General features: G+C 73.5%; 16 protein-coding genes. 10 read left to right on the plus strand and 6 right to left on the minus strand.

The window, feature by feature from the left end:
• The first annotated feature begins 56 nt into the window (after positions 1-56).
• The 3 genes from idi (at position 57) to ACI79K_RS03395 (ending at position 1,768) form a co-directional block, all read left to right on the plus strand.
• Positions 57-596 (plus strand): isopentenyl-diphosphate Delta-isomerase, encoded by a 540-nt coding sequence (gene idi, locus ACI79K_RS03385; RefSeq protein ID WP_456598970.1) that lies wholly within the window; start codon positions 57-59, stop codon positions 594-596.
• Positions 597-709: 113 nt separating this feature from the next.
• Positions 710-1,483, plus strand: coding sequence for an SDR family NAD(P)-dependent oxidoreductase (locus tag ACI79K_RS03390; protein ID WP_456587510.1), 774 nt, complete (start codon positions 710-712; stop codon positions 1,481-1,483).
• Between the two features lie 21 nt (positions 1,484-1,504).
• Complete coding sequence (locus tag ACI79K_RS03395) at positions 1,505-1,768, plus strand: hypothetical protein (protein WP_456596723.1); 264 nt, start codon at positions 1,505-1,507, stop codon at positions 1,766-1,768.
• Positions 1,769-1,777: 9 nt separating this feature from the next.
• Here the strand turns inward: ACI79K_RS03395 and ACI79K_RS03400 are convergent, their stop codons facing one another.
• From ACI79K_RS03400 to ACI79K_RS03410, 3 genes are read right to left on the minus strand one after another with little or no spacing between them, the layout of a single operon-like run.
• Complete coding sequence (locus ACI79K_RS03400; protein WP_456598971.1) at positions 1,778-4,144, minus strand: SpoIIE family protein phosphatase; 2,367 nt, start codon at positions 4,142-4,144, stop codon at positions 1,778-1,780.
• Entirely contained in the window at positions 4,141-4,776 is a 636-nt protein-coding gene (locus ACI79K_RS03405; RefSeq protein WP_456587513.1) for a biliverdin-producing heme oxygenase, read from the minus strand. The genes ACI79K_RS03400 and ACI79K_RS03405 overlap by 4 nt, the downstream gene beginning before the upstream one ends.
• Positions 4,777-4,804: 28 nt before the next feature.
• Positions 4,805-5,935, minus strand: coding sequence for a PucR family transcriptional regulator (locus tag ACI79K_RS03410; protein WP_456598972.1), 1,131 nt, complete (start codon positions 5,933-5,935; stop codon positions 4,805-4,807).
• A 131-nt stretch (positions 5,936-6,066) separates the two neighbouring features.
• On the opposite strand from ACI79K_RS03410, the gene ACI79K_RS03415 reads away from it, so the two are divergent.
• Together ACI79K_RS03415 and pruA are read left to right on the plus strand one after the other, a co-directional pair.
• Positions 6,067-6,996 (plus strand): proline dehydrogenase family protein, encoded by a 930-nt coding sequence (locus ACI79K_RS03415; protein ID WP_456598973.1) that lies wholly within the window; start codon positions 6,067-6,069, stop codon positions 6,994-6,996.
• 43 nt (positions 6,997-7,039) lie between these two features.
• Positions 7,040-8,665: an L-glutamate gamma-semialdehyde dehydrogenase gene (gene pruA, locus ACI79K_RS03420; RefSeq protein WP_456598974.1), complete on the plus strand. Its 1,626-nt coding sequence runs from the start codon at positions 7,040-7,042 to the stop codon at positions 8,663-8,665.
• A 95-nt stretch (positions 8,666-8,760) separates the two neighbouring features.
• On the opposite strand, the gene ACI79K_RS03425 is transcribed toward pruA, so the two are convergent.
• Both ACI79K_RS03425 and ACI79K_RS03430 read right to left on the minus strand, forming a co-directional pair.
• Positions 8,761-9,762 (minus strand): hypothetical protein, encoded by a 1,002-nt coding sequence (locus ACI79K_RS03425; protein WP_456598975.1) that lies wholly within the window; start codon positions 9,760-9,762, stop codon positions 8,761-8,763.
• A 126-nt stretch (positions 9,763-9,888) separates the two neighbouring features.
• Complete coding sequence (locus tag ACI79K_RS03430) at positions 9,889-10,437, minus strand: DUF488 domain-containing protein (protein WP_456598976.1); 549 nt, start codon at positions 10,435-10,437, stop codon at positions 9,889-9,891.
• 103 nt (positions 10,438-10,540) lie between these two features.
• Between ACI79K_RS03430 and ACI79K_RS03435 the strand changes: the two genes are divergently transcribed.
• Positions 10,541-11,725, plus strand: coding sequence for an MFS transporter (locus ACI79K_RS03435; RefSeq protein ID WP_456598977.1), 1,185 nt, complete (start codon positions 10,541-10,543; stop codon positions 11,723-11,725).
• Here ACI79K_RS03435 and ACI79K_RS03440 read toward each other — a convergent pair.
• Positions 11,667-12,263 (minus strand): NADPH-dependent FMN reductase, encoded by a 597-nt coding sequence (locus ACI79K_RS03440; RefSeq protein WP_456598978.1) that lies wholly within the window; start codon positions 12,261-12,263, stop codon positions 11,667-11,669. The two genes, ACI79K_RS03435 and ACI79K_RS03440, sit on opposite strands and share 59 nt — an antisense overlap.
• Before the next feature lie 264 nt (positions 12,264-12,527).
• Between ACI79K_RS03440 and ACI79K_RS03445 the strand changes: the two genes are divergently transcribed.
• From ACI79K_RS03445 to ACI79K_RS03460, 4 genes are read left to right on the plus strand one after another with little or no spacing between them, the layout of a single operon-like run.
• On the plus strand, positions 12,528-13,115 hold the full coding sequence (locus tag ACI79K_RS03445) for an amino acid synthesis family protein (protein ID WP_456598979.1): 588 nt from the start codon (positions 12,528-12,530) through the stop codon (positions 13,113-13,115).
• The gene (locus ACI79K_RS03450) at positions 13,112-14,314 is read left to right on the plus strand and encodes an amidohydrolase family protein (RefSeq protein ID WP_456596713.1); all 1,203 of its coding nucleotides are present in this window, start codon (positions 13,112-13,114) and stop codon (positions 14,312-14,314) included. The genes ACI79K_RS03445 and ACI79K_RS03450 overlap by 4 nt, the downstream gene beginning before the upstream one ends.
• A 42-nt stretch (positions 14,315-14,356) precedes the next feature.
• On the plus strand, positions 14,357-14,566 hold the full coding sequence (locus ACI79K_RS03455) for a ferredoxin (RefSeq protein ID WP_456596712.1): 210 nt from the start codon (positions 14,357-14,359) through the stop codon (positions 14,564-14,566).
• Positions 14,563-15,822, plus strand: a complete 1,260-nt coding sequence (locus tag ACI79K_RS03460) for an NAD(P)/FAD-dependent oxidoreductase (RefSeq protein WP_456598980.1) — start codon at positions 14,563-14,565, stop codon at positions 15,820-15,822. The genes ACI79K_RS03455 and ACI79K_RS03460 overlap by 4 nt, the downstream gene beginning before the upstream one ends.
• The last annotated feature ends 3 nt before the right edge of the window (positions 15,823-15,825 follow it).

Here is a 15,825-nt window from a genome sequence, read left to right on the forward strand (position 1 = left end):
CGCGCACCGGGGGAGTGGAGCGGGCGCGCCCCCGGTCGATCGGGGACCATGGGCCGGTGACCGCCACTCCTGTCGAGATGATCGTGCTGGTGGACGAGGAGGGTCTGGCGATCGGCACGATGCCCAAGCCACAGGTGCACCACGGCGAGACGCCGCTGCACCGCGCGTTCTCCGCCTACCTCTTCGCCGACGACGGCCGGCTGCTGATTACCCGCCGGGCCGAGGACAAGGCGACGTTCCCGGGCATGTGGACCAACACCGTCTGCGGTCACCCGGGGCCCGGTGAGGACGACGGGGCTGCGATCGCCCGACGCGCCGGCTTCGAGCTGGGCCTCTCCGTCGCCGACATCCGCCCCGCCCTCCCGGGCTACCGGTACCGGGCGGAGTTCCGCGGCGTCGTCGAGAACGAGATCTGCCCGGTCTACGTCGGGCGCTTCACCGGGTCGCCGGCGCCGGAGCCCAGCGAGGTGGCCGAGTGGGAGCTGCTGGACTGGGCTGCGTTCCGCCGGCGGCAGGAGACCGAGGGCGACGCGTGGTCCCCGTGGTGCCGTGAGCAGGCGAGGCTCATCGAGGAAGCGGGCCTCCACCGCATCTGACCGCGGCCCCGGAAAGGCGCGGTCGGTCGCCCCTGCCGGCCCCGACCTGCGCTGCCGGCGGTTGTCGGCGAGGCTGTCGGCGACGGACGCGCACCGACGACCGAGGAGCTGCCGTGGAGGCGTCGTTGAAGGGCCGGGTCGCACTGGTGACCGGCGGGGCCAGCGGGCTCGGCCGGGCCACGGCGCTGGCGCTGGCCGAGAGCGGCGCGCACGTGGTGGTCGCCGACATCGACGCGTCGGGCAGCGAGGAGACGCGGTCGCGGGTGGTCGCCGCGGGCGGCTCGGCGGAGGTCGTCCCCCTGGACGTCACCCAGGACGAGAGCCGGCGGACCGTCGTGGCCGACCTGTTCGACCGGCACGGCGACGCGTTCGACGTCCTGGTCAACGTGGCCGGCATCGACCGGCCGGGCTACATCACCGACATCGACCTCGCCGACTACCAGCGGGTGCAGGCGGTCAACTGCGAGGGCCCGATCTTCCTGACCAGCGAGTTCACGAAGCGGGTGCAGCACCTGCCGGAGGGGCGCACCGCCGACGTCGTGCACGTGGTGTCGCTCTCGGCGATCACCTCGGGCAGCGGGGCGATCGCCTACAACGGCTCCAAGGCGGGGTTCCTCAACGCGACCCGCTGCATCCAGCGGGAGCTGCGGGAGAAGGCCGTGCGGCTGGACGACGGCACCGAGCGGCCGTTCCCGTGCCGGGTGCAGAGCGTCATCCCCGCCGCGATGGACACCCCGATGATGGAGCAGTGGGGGATCCCCGGGCACCTGATGATGCCGCCGTCGGCGGTCGCCGAGGCCATCCGCACCCTGCTGCTCCTGCACCCGGCGGCGTTCGTCCCCGAGATGCAGATCGTGCCCCGGCTCGAACCGAACTTCCCGCGCTGACCGACCATGAGGAACTGCCGCATGAACGCCCCGGACGACCCCACGCCGGACACCGCGATGGCGTCGGGCTCCGACGCGGGCAGCCCCGGCGGGCGGCTGGGCCCCGGTGACCTGGCACCCGACGAGGAGCGCCTGCTGGCCGCGCTGGAGCAGAGCCGCACCGCCGCCCCCGAGGACCCCGTCGCCGTCGTCCGCGCGGCCGAGGACGAGCGCCCGCTGCCGTCGGACGGCGGCCCACCCGACGACGGGCTGACGCCCCGCTTCACCGCCCCGGGCGGGAGCTGAGCGGCCGGCTCAGCCCGGCGGGGGCCGGAGCCGGGCGGCGACGAGCGCGACGTCGTCCTCCCCGCCCTCGGGCAGCAGCCGGTCGATGAGCGCGTCGCACATCTCGGTCACCGGTAGGTGGCGCAACTCGGCGAGCGCGCGGCCGAGCAGCTCGACGCCGTCGTCGAAGACCTGGTCGCGGCGCTCGACCAGCCCGTCGGTGTAGAGCAGCAGCGTGGCGCCGGGGGGGACCACCGTCTGGTGCTCCGCGCGGACGGCGGAGGGGTCCACGCCGAGGAGCAGGCCGGGTCGGTCGGGCACCAGCAGCTGCTGCGTGCCGTCGGGTGCGACCAGCAGCGGCGGGAGGTGCCCGGCGCTGGCCCAGCGCAACCGGGTGCGGTCCTCGGCCGAGCCCGCCGGCCGGTCGAGCCGCCCCACGAGCACCGTGGCCAGGGCGCCCAGGTCCAGCCCCTCGATCGCCGCGTCCAGCCGGGACAGCACCTCGGCGGGACCGGCCGCGCTGTCGTAGGCGATGCCACGCAGCAGGCCGCGCAGCTGGGACATCGTCGCCGCGGCCTCGGTGTCGTGGCCCACGACGTCGCCGATGACGAGCACCGTCGAGCCGTCGGGCTGCTGGAAGACGTCGTACCAGTCGCCGCCGACCTGTGCCTCCCGCGCGGCCGGCACGTACCGCACGGCCACCGCCAGGTGGTCGGGCTCGGGCGGGTCGGAGAGCAGGCTGCGCTGCAGCGTCTCCGCGGCGCGCACGATGCGGCGCGACCGCGCGTACAGCGCCTCCAGCAGGTGGGTGCGCAGTTCGGCGGCCTCGTCCTGCTCCTGCGGCGTCCACGACTCGGAGCGGCCGCGGACGGTCTCCCGCCAGCGCTCGAAGGACTTGCGCGGGCTGAGCCGGACCTCCGCGCCCTCGCGTTCGGCGATCGCCTTGTTGCGGGGATCGCCGCCCCAGTCGATGTGCCGTACCGCCTCGCCGCGGAACCAGAGCACGTACTGGCCCTCCGGTAGCGGGATCACGAGCACGCCGCAGGCCGGGCCGACCGGGCCGAGGCCCGGCGCGGCGGCGGCCAGCGCGTCGGTGGCGACGACGTCCTCGCCGCGGGTGGCGGCCCACCCGGCGATGGCGTCGGCCAGCCCGGGCCGCAGCCCGGCGCCGGCGGTGCCCCGGGCGCCCTGCAGGTTCACCACGACCCCGTCGGCGGCCAGCAGGTCCAGCAGGCTGGGGGAGCCCAGCACCGTCTCGGTGAGCGGGCGCTCCTCGTCCATGGCGGCGGCGGTCAGCCAGGCCAGGGTGGAGCGGACCCGCAGGGCGCGGTCGAACTCGTCCTCCTGCGCCCGGTCGGTCAGCCGCAGCGAGAGGGTGGAGCCGAGGAACTCCGCGGCGGCGCGGGTGGCGTAGGGCGGGGCGTGCGGTCCGCTGTAGTGGTGGCAGGCGATGAGCCCCCACAGCCGGTCGCCGCGCAGCAGGGAGATGGACATCGAGGCGTGGACGCCCATGTTGCCCAGGTACTCGACGTGGATCGGCGAGACGCTGCGCAGGGTGGAGAACGTGAGGTCCAGCGGCCGGCCGGTGACCGGGTGGACGGTCGGACGGAGGGGGACGGGGGCGTACCCGACGTCGGAGATCAGCCGGATCCAGTTCTTCTCGTACAGCGCCCGCGCCTGGGCGGGGATGTCGCTGGCCGGGTAGTGCAGCCCGAGGAAGGAGTTGAGCTCGAGGGTCTTGGCCTCGGCCACCACCTCGCCGTTGTAGTCGGCGTCGTACCGGTAGACCATCACCCGGTCGAAGCCGGTCAGCGCCCGCACCGCCCGGGCGGTGATGTCGTAGAGCTCCTGCAGCGTCGCGGCGCGGTTGAGCTCGCCGACGGTGCCGCGCACGGCCTGGTAGGTGTTCGGGAAGGAGAACGGTCGCGGTCCGCGGGCCGGCTCCAGCTCGACGACGAGGGTGGTGACCGGCGCCGACTCCCCGGGGGTGGGGTCGGGCCCGGCGTCCACGGCGCGGACGGGCCCGGGGTCGATCTCCGTCCGGTGCAGGAGGGCGTCCACGGGCAGCGGCTCGCCGCCGACGTCGAGGGTGACCTCGACCGGGTTGCGCTCGCGCAGGTCGCCGAAGGCGCTCGCGGAGCGGATCACCGCGGCGGCCGGTGCCGCGCCGATGACCTCGGCCAGCGGCCGGCCCAGCGCGCGCCGCCAGTCCACGCCCGTGAGGTCGGCCAGGTTCTCCGACACCTGCTGCACGATCCAGTCGGGGTCGCGCACGGCGATCAGCACCCCACGCGGCTGGATGCTGCCCGGGATGTGGATCGGCTCGCGCTCGCAGTTGGTGAGGTCGACGGGGTCGCCCGGGGCCAGCAACCCGGCCCCGCGCTCGACGTCGGTCACCCCCGGGCCTGCTGTCGGGCAGCGGGGCGGCACCACGCGGCGAGCACGCGGAACGTCTCGCGCGCTGCGGCGACGACCCGGTCGGCGTCGCCGCCCGCGGCCACGTGCGCCCGCGTGACCCGGCGGTAGGCGGCCCACATCGCCCCCGTCTCCTGGCCGTAGGGCGAGAAGGCGCGGATGCGGACGCCGGCCAGGTGGGGGAGCGCCGCGAGGTGGCGGTCGATGAACGTGCCGCCGAGGGTCGACCCCTCGAGCACGTAGAGCCGGCCCAGGGCCTCGTCGGTGCTGGCAACGGCCGGCAGCTCCGGCGTCCCGGCGGGGACGGGCGTGCTCAGCGCCGCGAGGTCCGCGGCGAAGAGATCGGCCCGGCGGCGGCGGGTCCAGTCCACGGTCGCGGCGTCCGCGGGGTGCTGGGTGGCCCAGGTGTCGAGGCCCCGCTCGGCCGCCGCCCAGAAGCCGTGCATCAGGCCGAGGACGTGCGCCAGCCGCTCCCGGTCGAGCTCCGGGTCCAGCAGCTCCAGGGTGTCCTCGAGGAGCTGGTGCTCCTCCGCCGTGCCGGTGCGCAGCGCGCGTAGCACGTCGTCGTGCCCGCCGCGGGGGTCCACCGGCGCAACCATCTCTCCCGCAGCCATCGCCCCGAGCCTAGGCGACCGGCGGCCGTCACGAGCGGGCCGGCCGCGGGCCGCCGGACAGCCGGGCCGCGCGCAGCCCGGCGTGCAGCAGCAGCCGGGCATCGCCGTCGGCGAGGTCGAGACCGGTCAGCGCCCCGATCCGGCCCAGCCGGTAGTACAGCGTCTGCCGGTGGATGTGCAGCGACTCCGCCGTCCGGGAGGCGCTGCCGGCGCAGTCCAGGAAGGTCTCGGCCGTCGTGGTCAGCACCGGGTCGGCGAGCAGCGGCGCCAGCAGCGGATCGGGGCCCGGTAGTGCAGTGACCGGCCGCCACCCGCCGAGCTCGCCCCAGTGGGCGACCGGGAAGAACCGGTCGACGACGGCGGCGACCCGTGCCGCGGCGCGGGCCTCACCCCACTGGCCGGGCAGGTCGTCGGCGCCGCGGCGGGCCGACGAGACGCCCGCCGTGCTGCCCACCGGCAGGGTGGCCAGTGTCGCGGCGGCGAGCGCGCCGGCCGGCCGGAGGTCCGTGGGCGTGGGCGTGGGCACCAGGACGGCGACGCCGTCGTCGAGGACCGTCGCCACCGCACCGGCCGCCGGCAACCGCCGCTCCGGCAACGGGCCGCCGTCGGCGGAGGTGAGGGCGACCAGCACCTGGGCGCCCTCGCCGGTCAGCCGGTCGCCGAGCCGCCGGGCGGCCTGCGCCCGGGCCGCCGGGCGGCCGGTCAGCGCGTCGGCGAGCTCCGGCCCCAGGTCGTCGGCCGGGCGGCCGGCGAGCACGCGCCCCGCCGCCGCGGCCAGGTCCAGGGCCCGGCGCAGCGCCGGATCGGCGAGATCCCCGGGGTCGATCCGGCCGTCGTCCAGGAGCCAGAGGTACCCCCGGGTACGGCCCTCGTGGCGAACGGGGATCACCAGCCGGGTGAGGACGCCGGCGGCGGGATCGGCCGGCGTCCGCATCGGGCGGGTCGCCGACGCGATGCCGAAGTCCTCGAACCAGCGCCGGGTCTCGGGCGCGGAGCCGCGGGTGAGGATCGACCGGGTACGGACGGCGTCCATGGGCTCGGCACCGCTGTCGTCGTGCGCGCAGAAGGCCAGCAGCGTGAAGGCGGCGTCCTCCAGGGTGGCGGGGGCGCCGAGCACCCGGGACACGTCGTCGACCAGCTCCTGCAGCTCGTCCCGCACCGCCGTCCCTCCTCGTCGTCGTACAGCTGTATGAGAGCAGACCGGGGAAGTCCGGACATCTGTCCCTGGTCCTGAGGAGGCCGCGTGCCTAGCGTTCGGGGTGCTGGCGTCGTCCGCTCCCGGGAGGTCCCGTGCTGCTCTCCAAGGCCCTGCTGGCCGCCTCCCGACGGCCCGCCCTGCGGCGGGCGGTCACCGGCACGCCGGCCACCCGCCGGGTGGTCGACCGCTTCGTCGCCGGGGAGTCGCTGGACGACGCCCTCGCCGCCGTCCGCGCGCTGACCGCCGACGGGATCGCGGTCACCCTCGACCACCTCGGCGAGGACGTCACCACCCGCGCCGAGGCCGAGCGCTCCCGCGACGCCTACCTGGCCGCCCTCGACGGGCTGGCCGGCCTGGGCCTGGGCGACGGGGCCGAGGTGACGGTGAAGCTCTCGGCGTTCGGCCAGGCGCTGCCCGACGGGCACGAGACCGCCGTGGACCTGGTGCGGCCCGTGGTGGCGGCGGCCACCGCGATCGGCACGACCGTGACCCTCGACATGGAGGACTCCCGGACCGTCGACTCGACGCTCGCCGTCCTCGCCGAGCTGCGCAAGGAGCACCCGGGCACGGGCGTCGCGCTGCAGGCGATGCTCTTCCGCACCGAGGACGACGCCAAGGCGCTGGCCGTCACCGGCTCGCGGGTGCGCCTGGTCAAGGGCGCCTACGACGAGCCGCCCGCCGTCGCGCACCAGAAGAAGAAGGACGTCGACGCCGCCTACGCGCGCTGCCTGGAGATCCTCATGGCCGGCCCGGGGTACCCGATGGTCGGGTCGCACGACCCCGCCATGGTCGCGCTGGCGCACGAGCTGGCCGCGCAGCACTCGCGGTCGGCGGACTCCTGGGAGGTGCAGATGCTCTACGGCATCCGCCCCGACGAGCAGCGCCGGCTGGCCGCCGCCGGCACCCGCGTCCGCGCCTACGTCCCCTACGGCGCCGACTGGTACGGCTACTTCATGCGCCGGCTGGCCGAGCGCCCCGCCAACGTGGCCTTCTTCCTCCGTTCGCTGGCCACCCGCTCCTGAACCCGTTCGCCGGCCACCCGATCCAGAACCCCGAGAGGTCCCCATGGACGCCGTCACCCAGGTCCCCCCTCCGCACAACGAGCCAGTGCTCACCTACGCCCCCGGCACGCCCGAGCGCGACGAGCTGCAGCGGCGCCTCGCCGAGCTGGCGAGCGCCCCGGTGGAGCTGACCGGCACCATCGGCGGCCGGCAACGCATGGCGGGCGGCAACCGGTTCGACGTCGTGCAGCCGCACCGGCACGCCGCCGTGCTGGGCACGTCCGCGCACAGCACGCACGCCGACGCGCAGGACGCGATCCGCTGCGCCAAGGAGGCCGCGCCGACCTGGCAGGACCTCTCCTTCGACGACCGCGCGGCGGTCTTCCTGCGCGCCGCCGACCTGCTGGCCGGGCCGTGGCGGCAGACGCTGAACGCCGCCACGATGCTGGGTCAGAGCAAGACGGCGCAGCAGGCCGAGATCGACAGCGCGTGCGAGCTCATCGACTTCTGGCGCTTCAACGTGCACTTCGCCCGCGAGATCCTCGCCGAGCAGCCGAAGTCCTCACCCGGCGTCTGGAACCGCACCGACCACCGCCCGCTCGAGGGCTTCGTCTACGCGATCACGCCGTTCAACTTCACCGCGATCGCCGGGAACCTGCCGACGGCGCCCGCGCTCATGGGCAGCACCGTGGTGTGGAAGCCCGCGCCCACGCAGCAGTTCGCCGCGCACTTCCTCATGCGTTTGCTGGAGGAGGCCGGCCTCCCGCCGGGTGTGATCAACATGCTGCCCGGCGACGGGGTCGCCGTCTCCGAGGTCGCCCTGGCCGACCGCGACCTCGCCGGCATCCACTTCACCGGGTCGACGCCGGTGTTCCAGCACCTGTGGCGCACGGTCGGGGAGAACATCGCGGGCTACCGCGGCTACCCGCGGATCGTGGGGGAGACCGGGGGCAAGGACTTCGTCGTCGCCCACCCGTCGGCCGACGTCGACGTGCTGCGCACCGCACTGGTCCGCGGCGCGTTCGAGTACCAGGGGCAGAAGTGCTCGGCGGCGTCCCGGGCCTACGTGCCCCGCTCGGTGTGGGCGCGGCTGAAGGACGACCTCGTGGCCACCACCGAGTCGCTGCCGATGGGCGACGTCACCGACTTCTCGAACTTCATGGGCGCGGTCATCGACCGGAAGTCGTTCTCGAAGCTCTCCGGCGTGCTGGACCGGGTGGACGACGACCCGGCGCTGTCGATCGTGGCCGGGGGCACCGCCGACGACGCCGAGGGCTTCTTCGTCCGGCCGACGATCATCGAGGGCACCGACCCGGGCCACGAGGTGTTCACCACCGAGTACTTCGGGCCGGTGCTGGCGGTGCACGTCTACGACGACGCCGACTACGACGCCGTGCTGACCCAGATGGAGTCGGTCGCGCCCTACGCGCTCACCGGTGCGGTCATCGCGCAGGACCGGGTGGCGATCGCGCACGCGCAGAAGTTCCTGCGGCACGCGGCGGGCAACTTCTACGTCAACGACAAGCCCACCGGCGCCGTCGTCGGGCAGCAGCCCTTCGGCGGGGGGCGGGCGTCGGGCACCAACGACAAGGCGGGTGCCAAGCAGAACCTCATGCGCTGGACCAGCAGCCGGTCGATCAAGGAGACGTTCGCGCCCCCGACCGACCACCGCTACCCGTACATGGGCTGACCCGTGCATGTTGATCAGGTGACCTGATCGTCAGGGGTCCTGGCTCAGCGTCGACCGTGAGCCAGGACCCCATACGGTGAGCCAGGACAGCGGGCTCAGGCGACGTCGAGCTCCGACCCCGGCTCCGGACGACGGATGACGGTGAAGCGCCGCGGCCTCGCGGGCGGCGTCGCCAGTATCCGCCGCAGGTCGGCGGTCACCCGCGGCCAAGGAGCGCCCAGGTCGGCCTTGGCGATGCGCACCACGCGGACGTCGAGGCGGCGGACGCGGTCCTCCCGGCGTTTCTCCTCCCAGAGGACGTCGTGCGGTGATCGGCCCCCGTACGGATCGCTGTACTTCACCTGGCCGTCGAACTCGATCGCCACGGCCGCCTCCTCGTACCAGGCGTCGATGCGGGCGATGAACCCGCGCTCGTCGTGCAGATCGACCTGCAGTTCGGGTCGGGGGAGCCCGGCGGCCAGCAGCGCGAGCCGGCCTTCGCTCTCCAGGGGCGACTCCGCCCGTCCGTCGCTGAGACCGACCGCCCGGGCCGCCTGGGAAGCCCCGGTCCGGTGCCGGGCGGAGTGCACGGCGAGCTGCAACTCCGAACGGAGGACGCGGCCCTTGTGCAGAGCGGCGTCCAGAGCGATCACCGTGTCCACCAGGGACCACTCCCGACCGCAGTCGACCAGCGTCCGGGGGACGGAGGTGGTCGCGAACGGCTCGATCCAGGGGACGACGTCCGCCTCGGGGAGCCTGGCCCGGGCGACGCGGTACCCCCGGCCGGCGCGCCACTGGTCGACCGCGGTGACCCGCACGTCTCCACCCGCGGACGCAGGCACGAGCAGCCCGTGACGGCGAGCGGCCGACGCGTGACTGAGCACCGGGCCGGGCGCGAGGCTCATCAGGACGGCGATGCCTGCCATGAGATGGCGGTCGTCAGCGTCCGCCGATCCCCGGCGTGCGGACTCGACGTAGACGCCCTTGCGCAGCCGCGTCCACCGGCGGGTGCGCAGCTCCGTCTTGATGTCATCGACTGAGTAGCCGGCCGCCAACGCCTCCTGGCTCGTGAAGACTCCGAGACGCCGGTCCGCGCGGCACTGCAGCAGCGGGTGCACCGGGGGAGTCTCACCATTCCGCGAGGTCGCTGGGCCGGGAACGGGGCAGCCTGTGGACAGTCGCCGTCCTGGCTCACCTCGTGGGGTCCTGGCTCACGGTCGACGCTGAGCCAGGACCCCTAACGATCAGGTCACCTGATCAACATCGCGGGCGGCGGGCCAGTGGACGCGGCCGTCGTCGCCGAGGACCGCGCCGTCGGAGGGGCGGTGCGGACTCTGCCGGCCGTCGGGCATGAGGTGATGCACCGGCGTCGACCGGGCGAGGACGGCGACGTCGGCGACCAGCCGCCGGTGGCAGCGCCACCACACGAACTCGCTGCACATGACCGCCACCGTGCGGTCGGCGGCTGCGGCCAGGACCTCGTCCATCGCGGCGGCGAAGTCCGGCGTGCGGGTGTGGGCCGCGTAGGCGGCGAACTGCGCGACCGTCCACCAGTCGTCGGCGACCGGCTCGCCGGGCGGCAGCCGGCGACGTCCGCCGAGGCGCTCCTCCCAGCGGTAGCCGATCCCCGCCGCGGGCAGCCACTCCGCCAGGGCCTCCTGCCGCACGTCGGGGTTGGTGCGGCTGCCGGGGAACCGGCGCACGTCGACGAGCAGCTCCACGCCCGCGCCGCCGAGCCGGGCCGCCAGCGCGGTGCGGTCGTCGGATCCGTGGCCCACGGTCAGCAGCGGCATGACCTCCTGCCTACCCGGGCGCGGGCGGCCGCGTCTCCCAGGTCATGCTCGAGCGGTGCATGGACTCGCGGGGGCGCGGACGGCCTTGTGGCGCGGACGGGGGATGCAGGGCCTGATAGGTGTCACGCTGCTGGGCTTCGTCAGCTACTGCCTCACCCTGGCGTCCCTCCCGAGCTACGCGGTCGCCGGTGGCGCCACGGAGGGTTCCGCCGGTGTGGTCACCGCGGTCTTCCTGCTGGTCACCATCCTCACGCAGACGGTCGTCCCGGCCCTGACGGCGAGGTTCGGCACCGGGCCGGTGCTGGTCGCCGGTCTGCTGGCGATGGGGCTCCCCGCGCCCCTGTACGTGTTCGACGACAGCGTGCTCTGGATCTCCGCGATCTCCGCCGTGCGGGGCGCCGGGTTCGCCGTCCTGACCGTGCTCGGGGCGACGTCCGCGACGCGCGTGGCCCCGCCGGAGCGGCGCGGGGAGTCCGTGGGTGTCTACGGCCTGGCGATCGCGATCCCGAACCTCGTCGCCATCCCGGCCGGGGTGGCGCTGGTCCTGAACGGGCACATCGGGTGGTTGGCGTGGTTGTCGGCGGCACCGGTGTTGGGGGTGCTGTTCGTACCGATGCTCGTCCGGTCGATCGGGCCGGAAGCACCACCGGGACCGGCAGGAACGGGTTTCGCGGCAGCCCGGGCGGCCTTGGCGCCGTCGGTCGTGCTGTTCGTGGTCACCATGGCCGGGGGTGGTCTGGTCACCTTCCTGCCCATCGAACTCCCGGACGGGGTGCTGGCGACCGTCGCGTTGCTCGTCTTCGGGCTCACCGCAGCGGTCACGCGCTGGGGAGCGGGCCTGCTGGCCGATCGGATGCACAGCCGGATGCTGCTGCCGCTGTCGTTGGGGACTGCGGCAGCCGGGATGCTGGTCACCGCACTCGGCCTGGGCAGTGGCCCGGCGTGGGTCCTGATGGGGGCAGGCATCTGCGGCGCCGGCTTCGGCGCCGTGCAGAACCTCACTCTGCTGGCCGCGTTCCGGCGCGCCGGCGAGGGCGGGACGACGGCCGCCAGCGCCATGTGGAACGCGTCGTTCGACGGTGGGACTGCGAGCGGGGCGCTCGTCATCGGACTGGTGGCCGCCGGCATCGGACTGGACTGGACCTACGCGGCCGTGGGCCTGGTCCTGGCCGTGCTCTGGCCCCTGGCGGTCGTCGCGGCGCGGCCGCGAGCCGAGCGCTACGACCGGGTCACTCCTGGGGAAGGACCGTCCGCACGCGGACGACGAAGTCGCGGAACTCGGCCATGAATGTCGATAGGAAGACTCGGGTGCTGTCGTCCAGGACTTCGCCGTCGTCGCTGAAGAGCTCCGGTCGGAACTGGATGTACGCCTCGGTCGCGTTGAATTGTGGCGAATTGCAGTAGCTGAGGATGCTCTTGAGCGATTGCTGGGCCACGGCGGTTCCGATCGCCCCGGGCGAAGCGCCGATCATTGCCGAGGGCTTGCGCGCGAAAGAGTTGTCCCCCCACGGCCTGCTGCCCCAGTCGATGGCGTTCTTCAACGCCCCCGGGATGGATCGGTTGTATTCAGGGGTGACGAAGAGCAGTCCATCGACGGACTCCACGGCTCGCTTCAGCTCACGAGCCTCCGGTGGGAAGTCCCGATCGAGGTCTCGGTTGTACAGGGGTAAGCGCCCGATCGGGACCTCCACCAGCAACAGATCGCTCGGTGCGAGCCGGATCAACGCCGTGGCCAGTCTTCGGTTGATCGACTGGCTCGAAAGGCTTCCGACGAAATAGCCGACCTTCAGCTTCACGTCCTGCTCCAGTAGATGTGCGTCGTCCACGGAATGATGGTCCTGGTCGGCGATGGCGCCGACGTGCCGAACCGCGATCGCCGAAAGAGGAAGTTCCTGCCGCGGCCGGTGTGTGGAGAACCGTGCGGGGCAGAGGGCATAGCGGTCTTGCACTACCAACCTAGATCGCACATCCGGAGCCTCTCGGCCGAGCGCACGATTTGACCCAACCGGGGGACAAGCCGGGCTCTCGCCAAACCTAGTGTCCTGGTCGGCCCTTGACGTGGCCGTTTGTTCGCTAGCGAAGGAGAGACCGTGGCCAGTACTCAACCCGCCATCCGCAAGGTCTTCTCGCAGGTGGAGGTCGTGCACTCGGCTGCTGGTCGAGCCGACGAACGTGGTCCGCTGCGCCGGGTAGCCGTTTGCGCCGTGATGGAGAACCCCTTCGCCGGCAAGGGCTACGTCGAGGACCTCAGCGAGCTGGTCGAGTCCTCCGGGTTCATCGGGACCATGCTGGGCGAGGAGGCTGCCCGGCTGCTGGGCGACCCCGTCGAGAGCTACGGGAAGGCAGGGCTGGTCGGCACCGACGGCGAGCAGGAGCACGTCAACGCGGCGGTGACGTCGGTGTTCGGGGACGCCTTCCGAAGCGCCATCGGCGGGGGCAAGGCCTGGATCACCTCGGTCACCAAGGCGGCCACCGCCGGTGCGGTCATCGACGTCCCCCTGGCCTACAAGGACGAGATCTGGGTGCGCAGCCACTACGACGCCCTCGAGGTGCGCATCCCGGACGCTCCGCACCCGGACGAGATCGTCGTGATCGCGGCCGTCGCCAACCGGGGCCGGATCAACGCGCGGGTCGGCGGGATGACCGTCGACGAGGCCCGGCACGGGGCCGCCCAGTGAACGGCGACATCGCCGTCGTCGGGGCCGGCACCGTCGTCTCCGGCGACTTCCAGGCCCCGGTGCTCGACGGCGTCGACACGGTCATCAGCCGCGGCGGGAAGATCGCCCACATCGGTCGGCGCCAGGACCTGGCGAGCGAGGTGGCGTCGTCCGACGTCGTCGTCGACGCGAACGGCGCGACCATCGCGCCAGGACTCATCGACTCCCACTGCCACGTCGTGCTCGGCGACTACACCCCGCGCCAGAAGACGGTGGACTTCCTCGCCAGCTACGTGCACGGAGGGATCACCAGCGTGGTCTCCCCCGGGGAGATCCACGCGCAGGGTCGCCCGCACAGCGCGGCGGGGGTCAAGGCGCTCGCGATCGCGGCCAGGACCTGCTTCGAGAACTTCCACCCGGGCGGGATGACGGTCCATGCGGGCGCCGTGGTGCTCGAGCCGACGCTGCGGGACAGCGACTTCGCCGAGCTCCAGGCGGCCGGTGTCCGCCTCGCCAAGTTCGGTTTCGGCCTCTACGAGGACCCGGCCGACGGTTACGACCAGGTGCGCGGCGCGCAGGCGCACGGCATCACGGTCATGTGCCACTCGGGCGGTGCCAGCATCCCCGGCAGCAAGCCGATCACGCCCGACCACCTGCTGCACCTGGCGCCCGACGTCTGCGGGCACATCAACGGTGGGCCCACCTCTCTGCCCGCCGCGGGCGTGGACCGCATCATCGAGGAGACCTCGATGGCGCTCCAGCTGGTGCAGGCGGGCAACCTCCAGTCGTCCCTGCGGATCCTGCGCAAGGCCGTCGATGACGGGCAGTTCGCGCGGGTGGTGATCGGTTCGGACACGCCGACCGGTACCGGCGTGATGCCCCTCGGGGTCATCAAGACGGTCGCGGAGCTGTCCTCGTTCTCGGGCCTGGACCCGGCGATGATCTGGGCCGCCGCCACGGGGAACAACGCGCGGGTGTGGGACCTGCCGGCCGGGTTCATCGAGGTCGGGCGGGCTGCCGACCTGGTCGTCCTCGACGCCCCGTGGGGCTCCACCCGCGACGACGCGCTCGGGGCCCTCGCGGTGGGTGACATCCCGGGCATCACCGCGGTGGTCACCGGAGGCGAGCTGCGCAACCTGACCAGCCGGAACACCCCCCGCGCGGCACGTCTGGCGTCGGTGACCCCCGACATGCCGCACCTGAGCGCCGCCGGCCACTGAGCCGCCCGTCCACGCCACCTCTCGAGTTCGGAGGACCCACCCATGGGCTATCGGATGGTCTTCGACCGCACCAAGTGCCAGGGATACGCCAACTGCCTCATCGAAGCGCCGGAGATCTGGGACTTCGACGAGGACGAGGACATCGCCGTTCTCCGCCAGGAGATGCCGGGTGACGAGCTCCGCGCGAAGGCGGACGCCTCGGCGCGGGGCTGCCCGGCCCACGCGATCACCGTCGAGAGCGTCCCCGAGTGAGACGTATCGCGATCGTCGGCGCCTCGCTCGCCGGCGTGAGTGCGGCCGAGGGGCTGCGCGACCGGGGGTTCGACGGGGACATCACCGTGGTCGACGGGGAGGCGGGGCTCCCGTACGACAAGCCACCCCTGTCGAAGAAGGCCCTGCTCGACTCGAGCGCCGACGGCGAGCTGCCGCTGCACCCGGAGTCCTGGTACGACGAACGGGGCATCGGTCTGCGACTGGGGCGCCGCGTCCTGTCGATGGACGGGTCGAGCCGGTCGCTCCAGCTCGACGGTGGCAGCGAGCTCGGGTTCGACGGGCTGGTCATCGCGACCGGATCCGCGGCGCGCGAGCTCCCCGTCCCGTGCGGTGAGCCGTCCCGCATCCACCGCCTCCGGACCTGGGAGGACAGCCGGCGGCTCCGGGCGGACCTCGTGCCGGGTCGGCACCTCGTCGTCGTCGGCGCCGGGTTCATCGGACTGGAGGTCGCGGCGACCGCTCGGCAGCTCGGCGTCGACGTCACCGTGGTCGAGACCGCGGCGACGCCGCTGAACCGCGCATTCGGGCCTCAGGTCGGTGAGTGGATCCGCCGGCTGCACGAACGCAACGGGGTCGATGTGCGGTGCGCCGTCGCCCTCCGGCAGATCACCCCGGCCCACGGCGGTTTCACCGTGGAGTTCGCCGAGGGGCCGACGCTCTCCGCCGACGTCGTCCTGGCCGGGGTCGGGGCCGTTCCGCAGACCGACTGGCTGGCCGACAGCGGCCTCGCGCTGGCGAACGGCGTCCGGTGCGCGCCGGACCTGAGCACGGGGATGCCCCGGGTCGTCGCAGCCGGCGACGTCGCGCAGTGGCACAACTCCCTGTTCGGCGAGGACATGCGCGTCGAGCACTGGACCAACGCCGTGGAGCAGGGACGCCACGCCGCGGGGACCCTGCTCGGCGAGCGGGAGGACTACCGGGCGGTGCCGTACTTCTGGAGCGACCAGCACGAGGCCAAGATCCGCTTCGTCGGCCGGGCCGACGCCGGTGACGACATCGTCCTCGAGGAACCCAAGCCCAACGCCCTGGTCGCGCTCTACGGGAGAGGCGGCGTCCTCCGGGGGGCCGTCTGCGTGGCCACGCCACGGCGCCTCGCGGAGTACCGCGAAGCGATCCGCAACCGCACTCCGTGGGCGGAGGTCGCCGACCGGATCACCGGCGGCACCGCCACCAGGCCCACGAGAAGCCCAGCCACGAGAAGTCCTGGAATCCAGCCAGGCGTACAGGAGGTGTAGTCC

This window comes from Blastococcus sp. SYSU DS0616, assembly GCF_054051015.1.

Coding starts and splice junctions, on each gene's coding strand:
- ACI79K_RS03430 (WP_456598976.1), bottom strand. CDS start 10,437: ATGCCGCTGCTGACCGTGGGCCACGGATCCGACGACCGCACCGCGCTG.
- ACI79K_RS03395 (WP_456596723.1), top strand. CDS start 1,505: ATGAACGCCCCGGACGACCCCACGCCGGACACCGCGATGGCGTCGGGC.
- ACI79K_RS03405 (WP_456587513.1), bottom strand. CDS start 4,776: ATGGCTGCGGGAGAGATGGTTGCGCCGGTGGACCCCCGCGGCGGGCAC.
- ACI79K_RS03455 (WP_456596712.1), top strand. CDS start 14,357: ATGGGCTATCGGATGGTCTTCGACCGCACCAAGTGCCAGGGATACGCC.
- ACI79K_RS03435 (WP_456598977.1), top strand. CDS start 10,541: ATGCAGGGCCTGATAGGTGTCACGCTGCTGGGCTTCGTCAGCTACTGC.
- pruA (WP_456598974.1), top strand. CDS start 7,040: ATGGACGCCGTCACCCAGGTCCCCCCTCCGCACAACGAGCCAGTGCTC.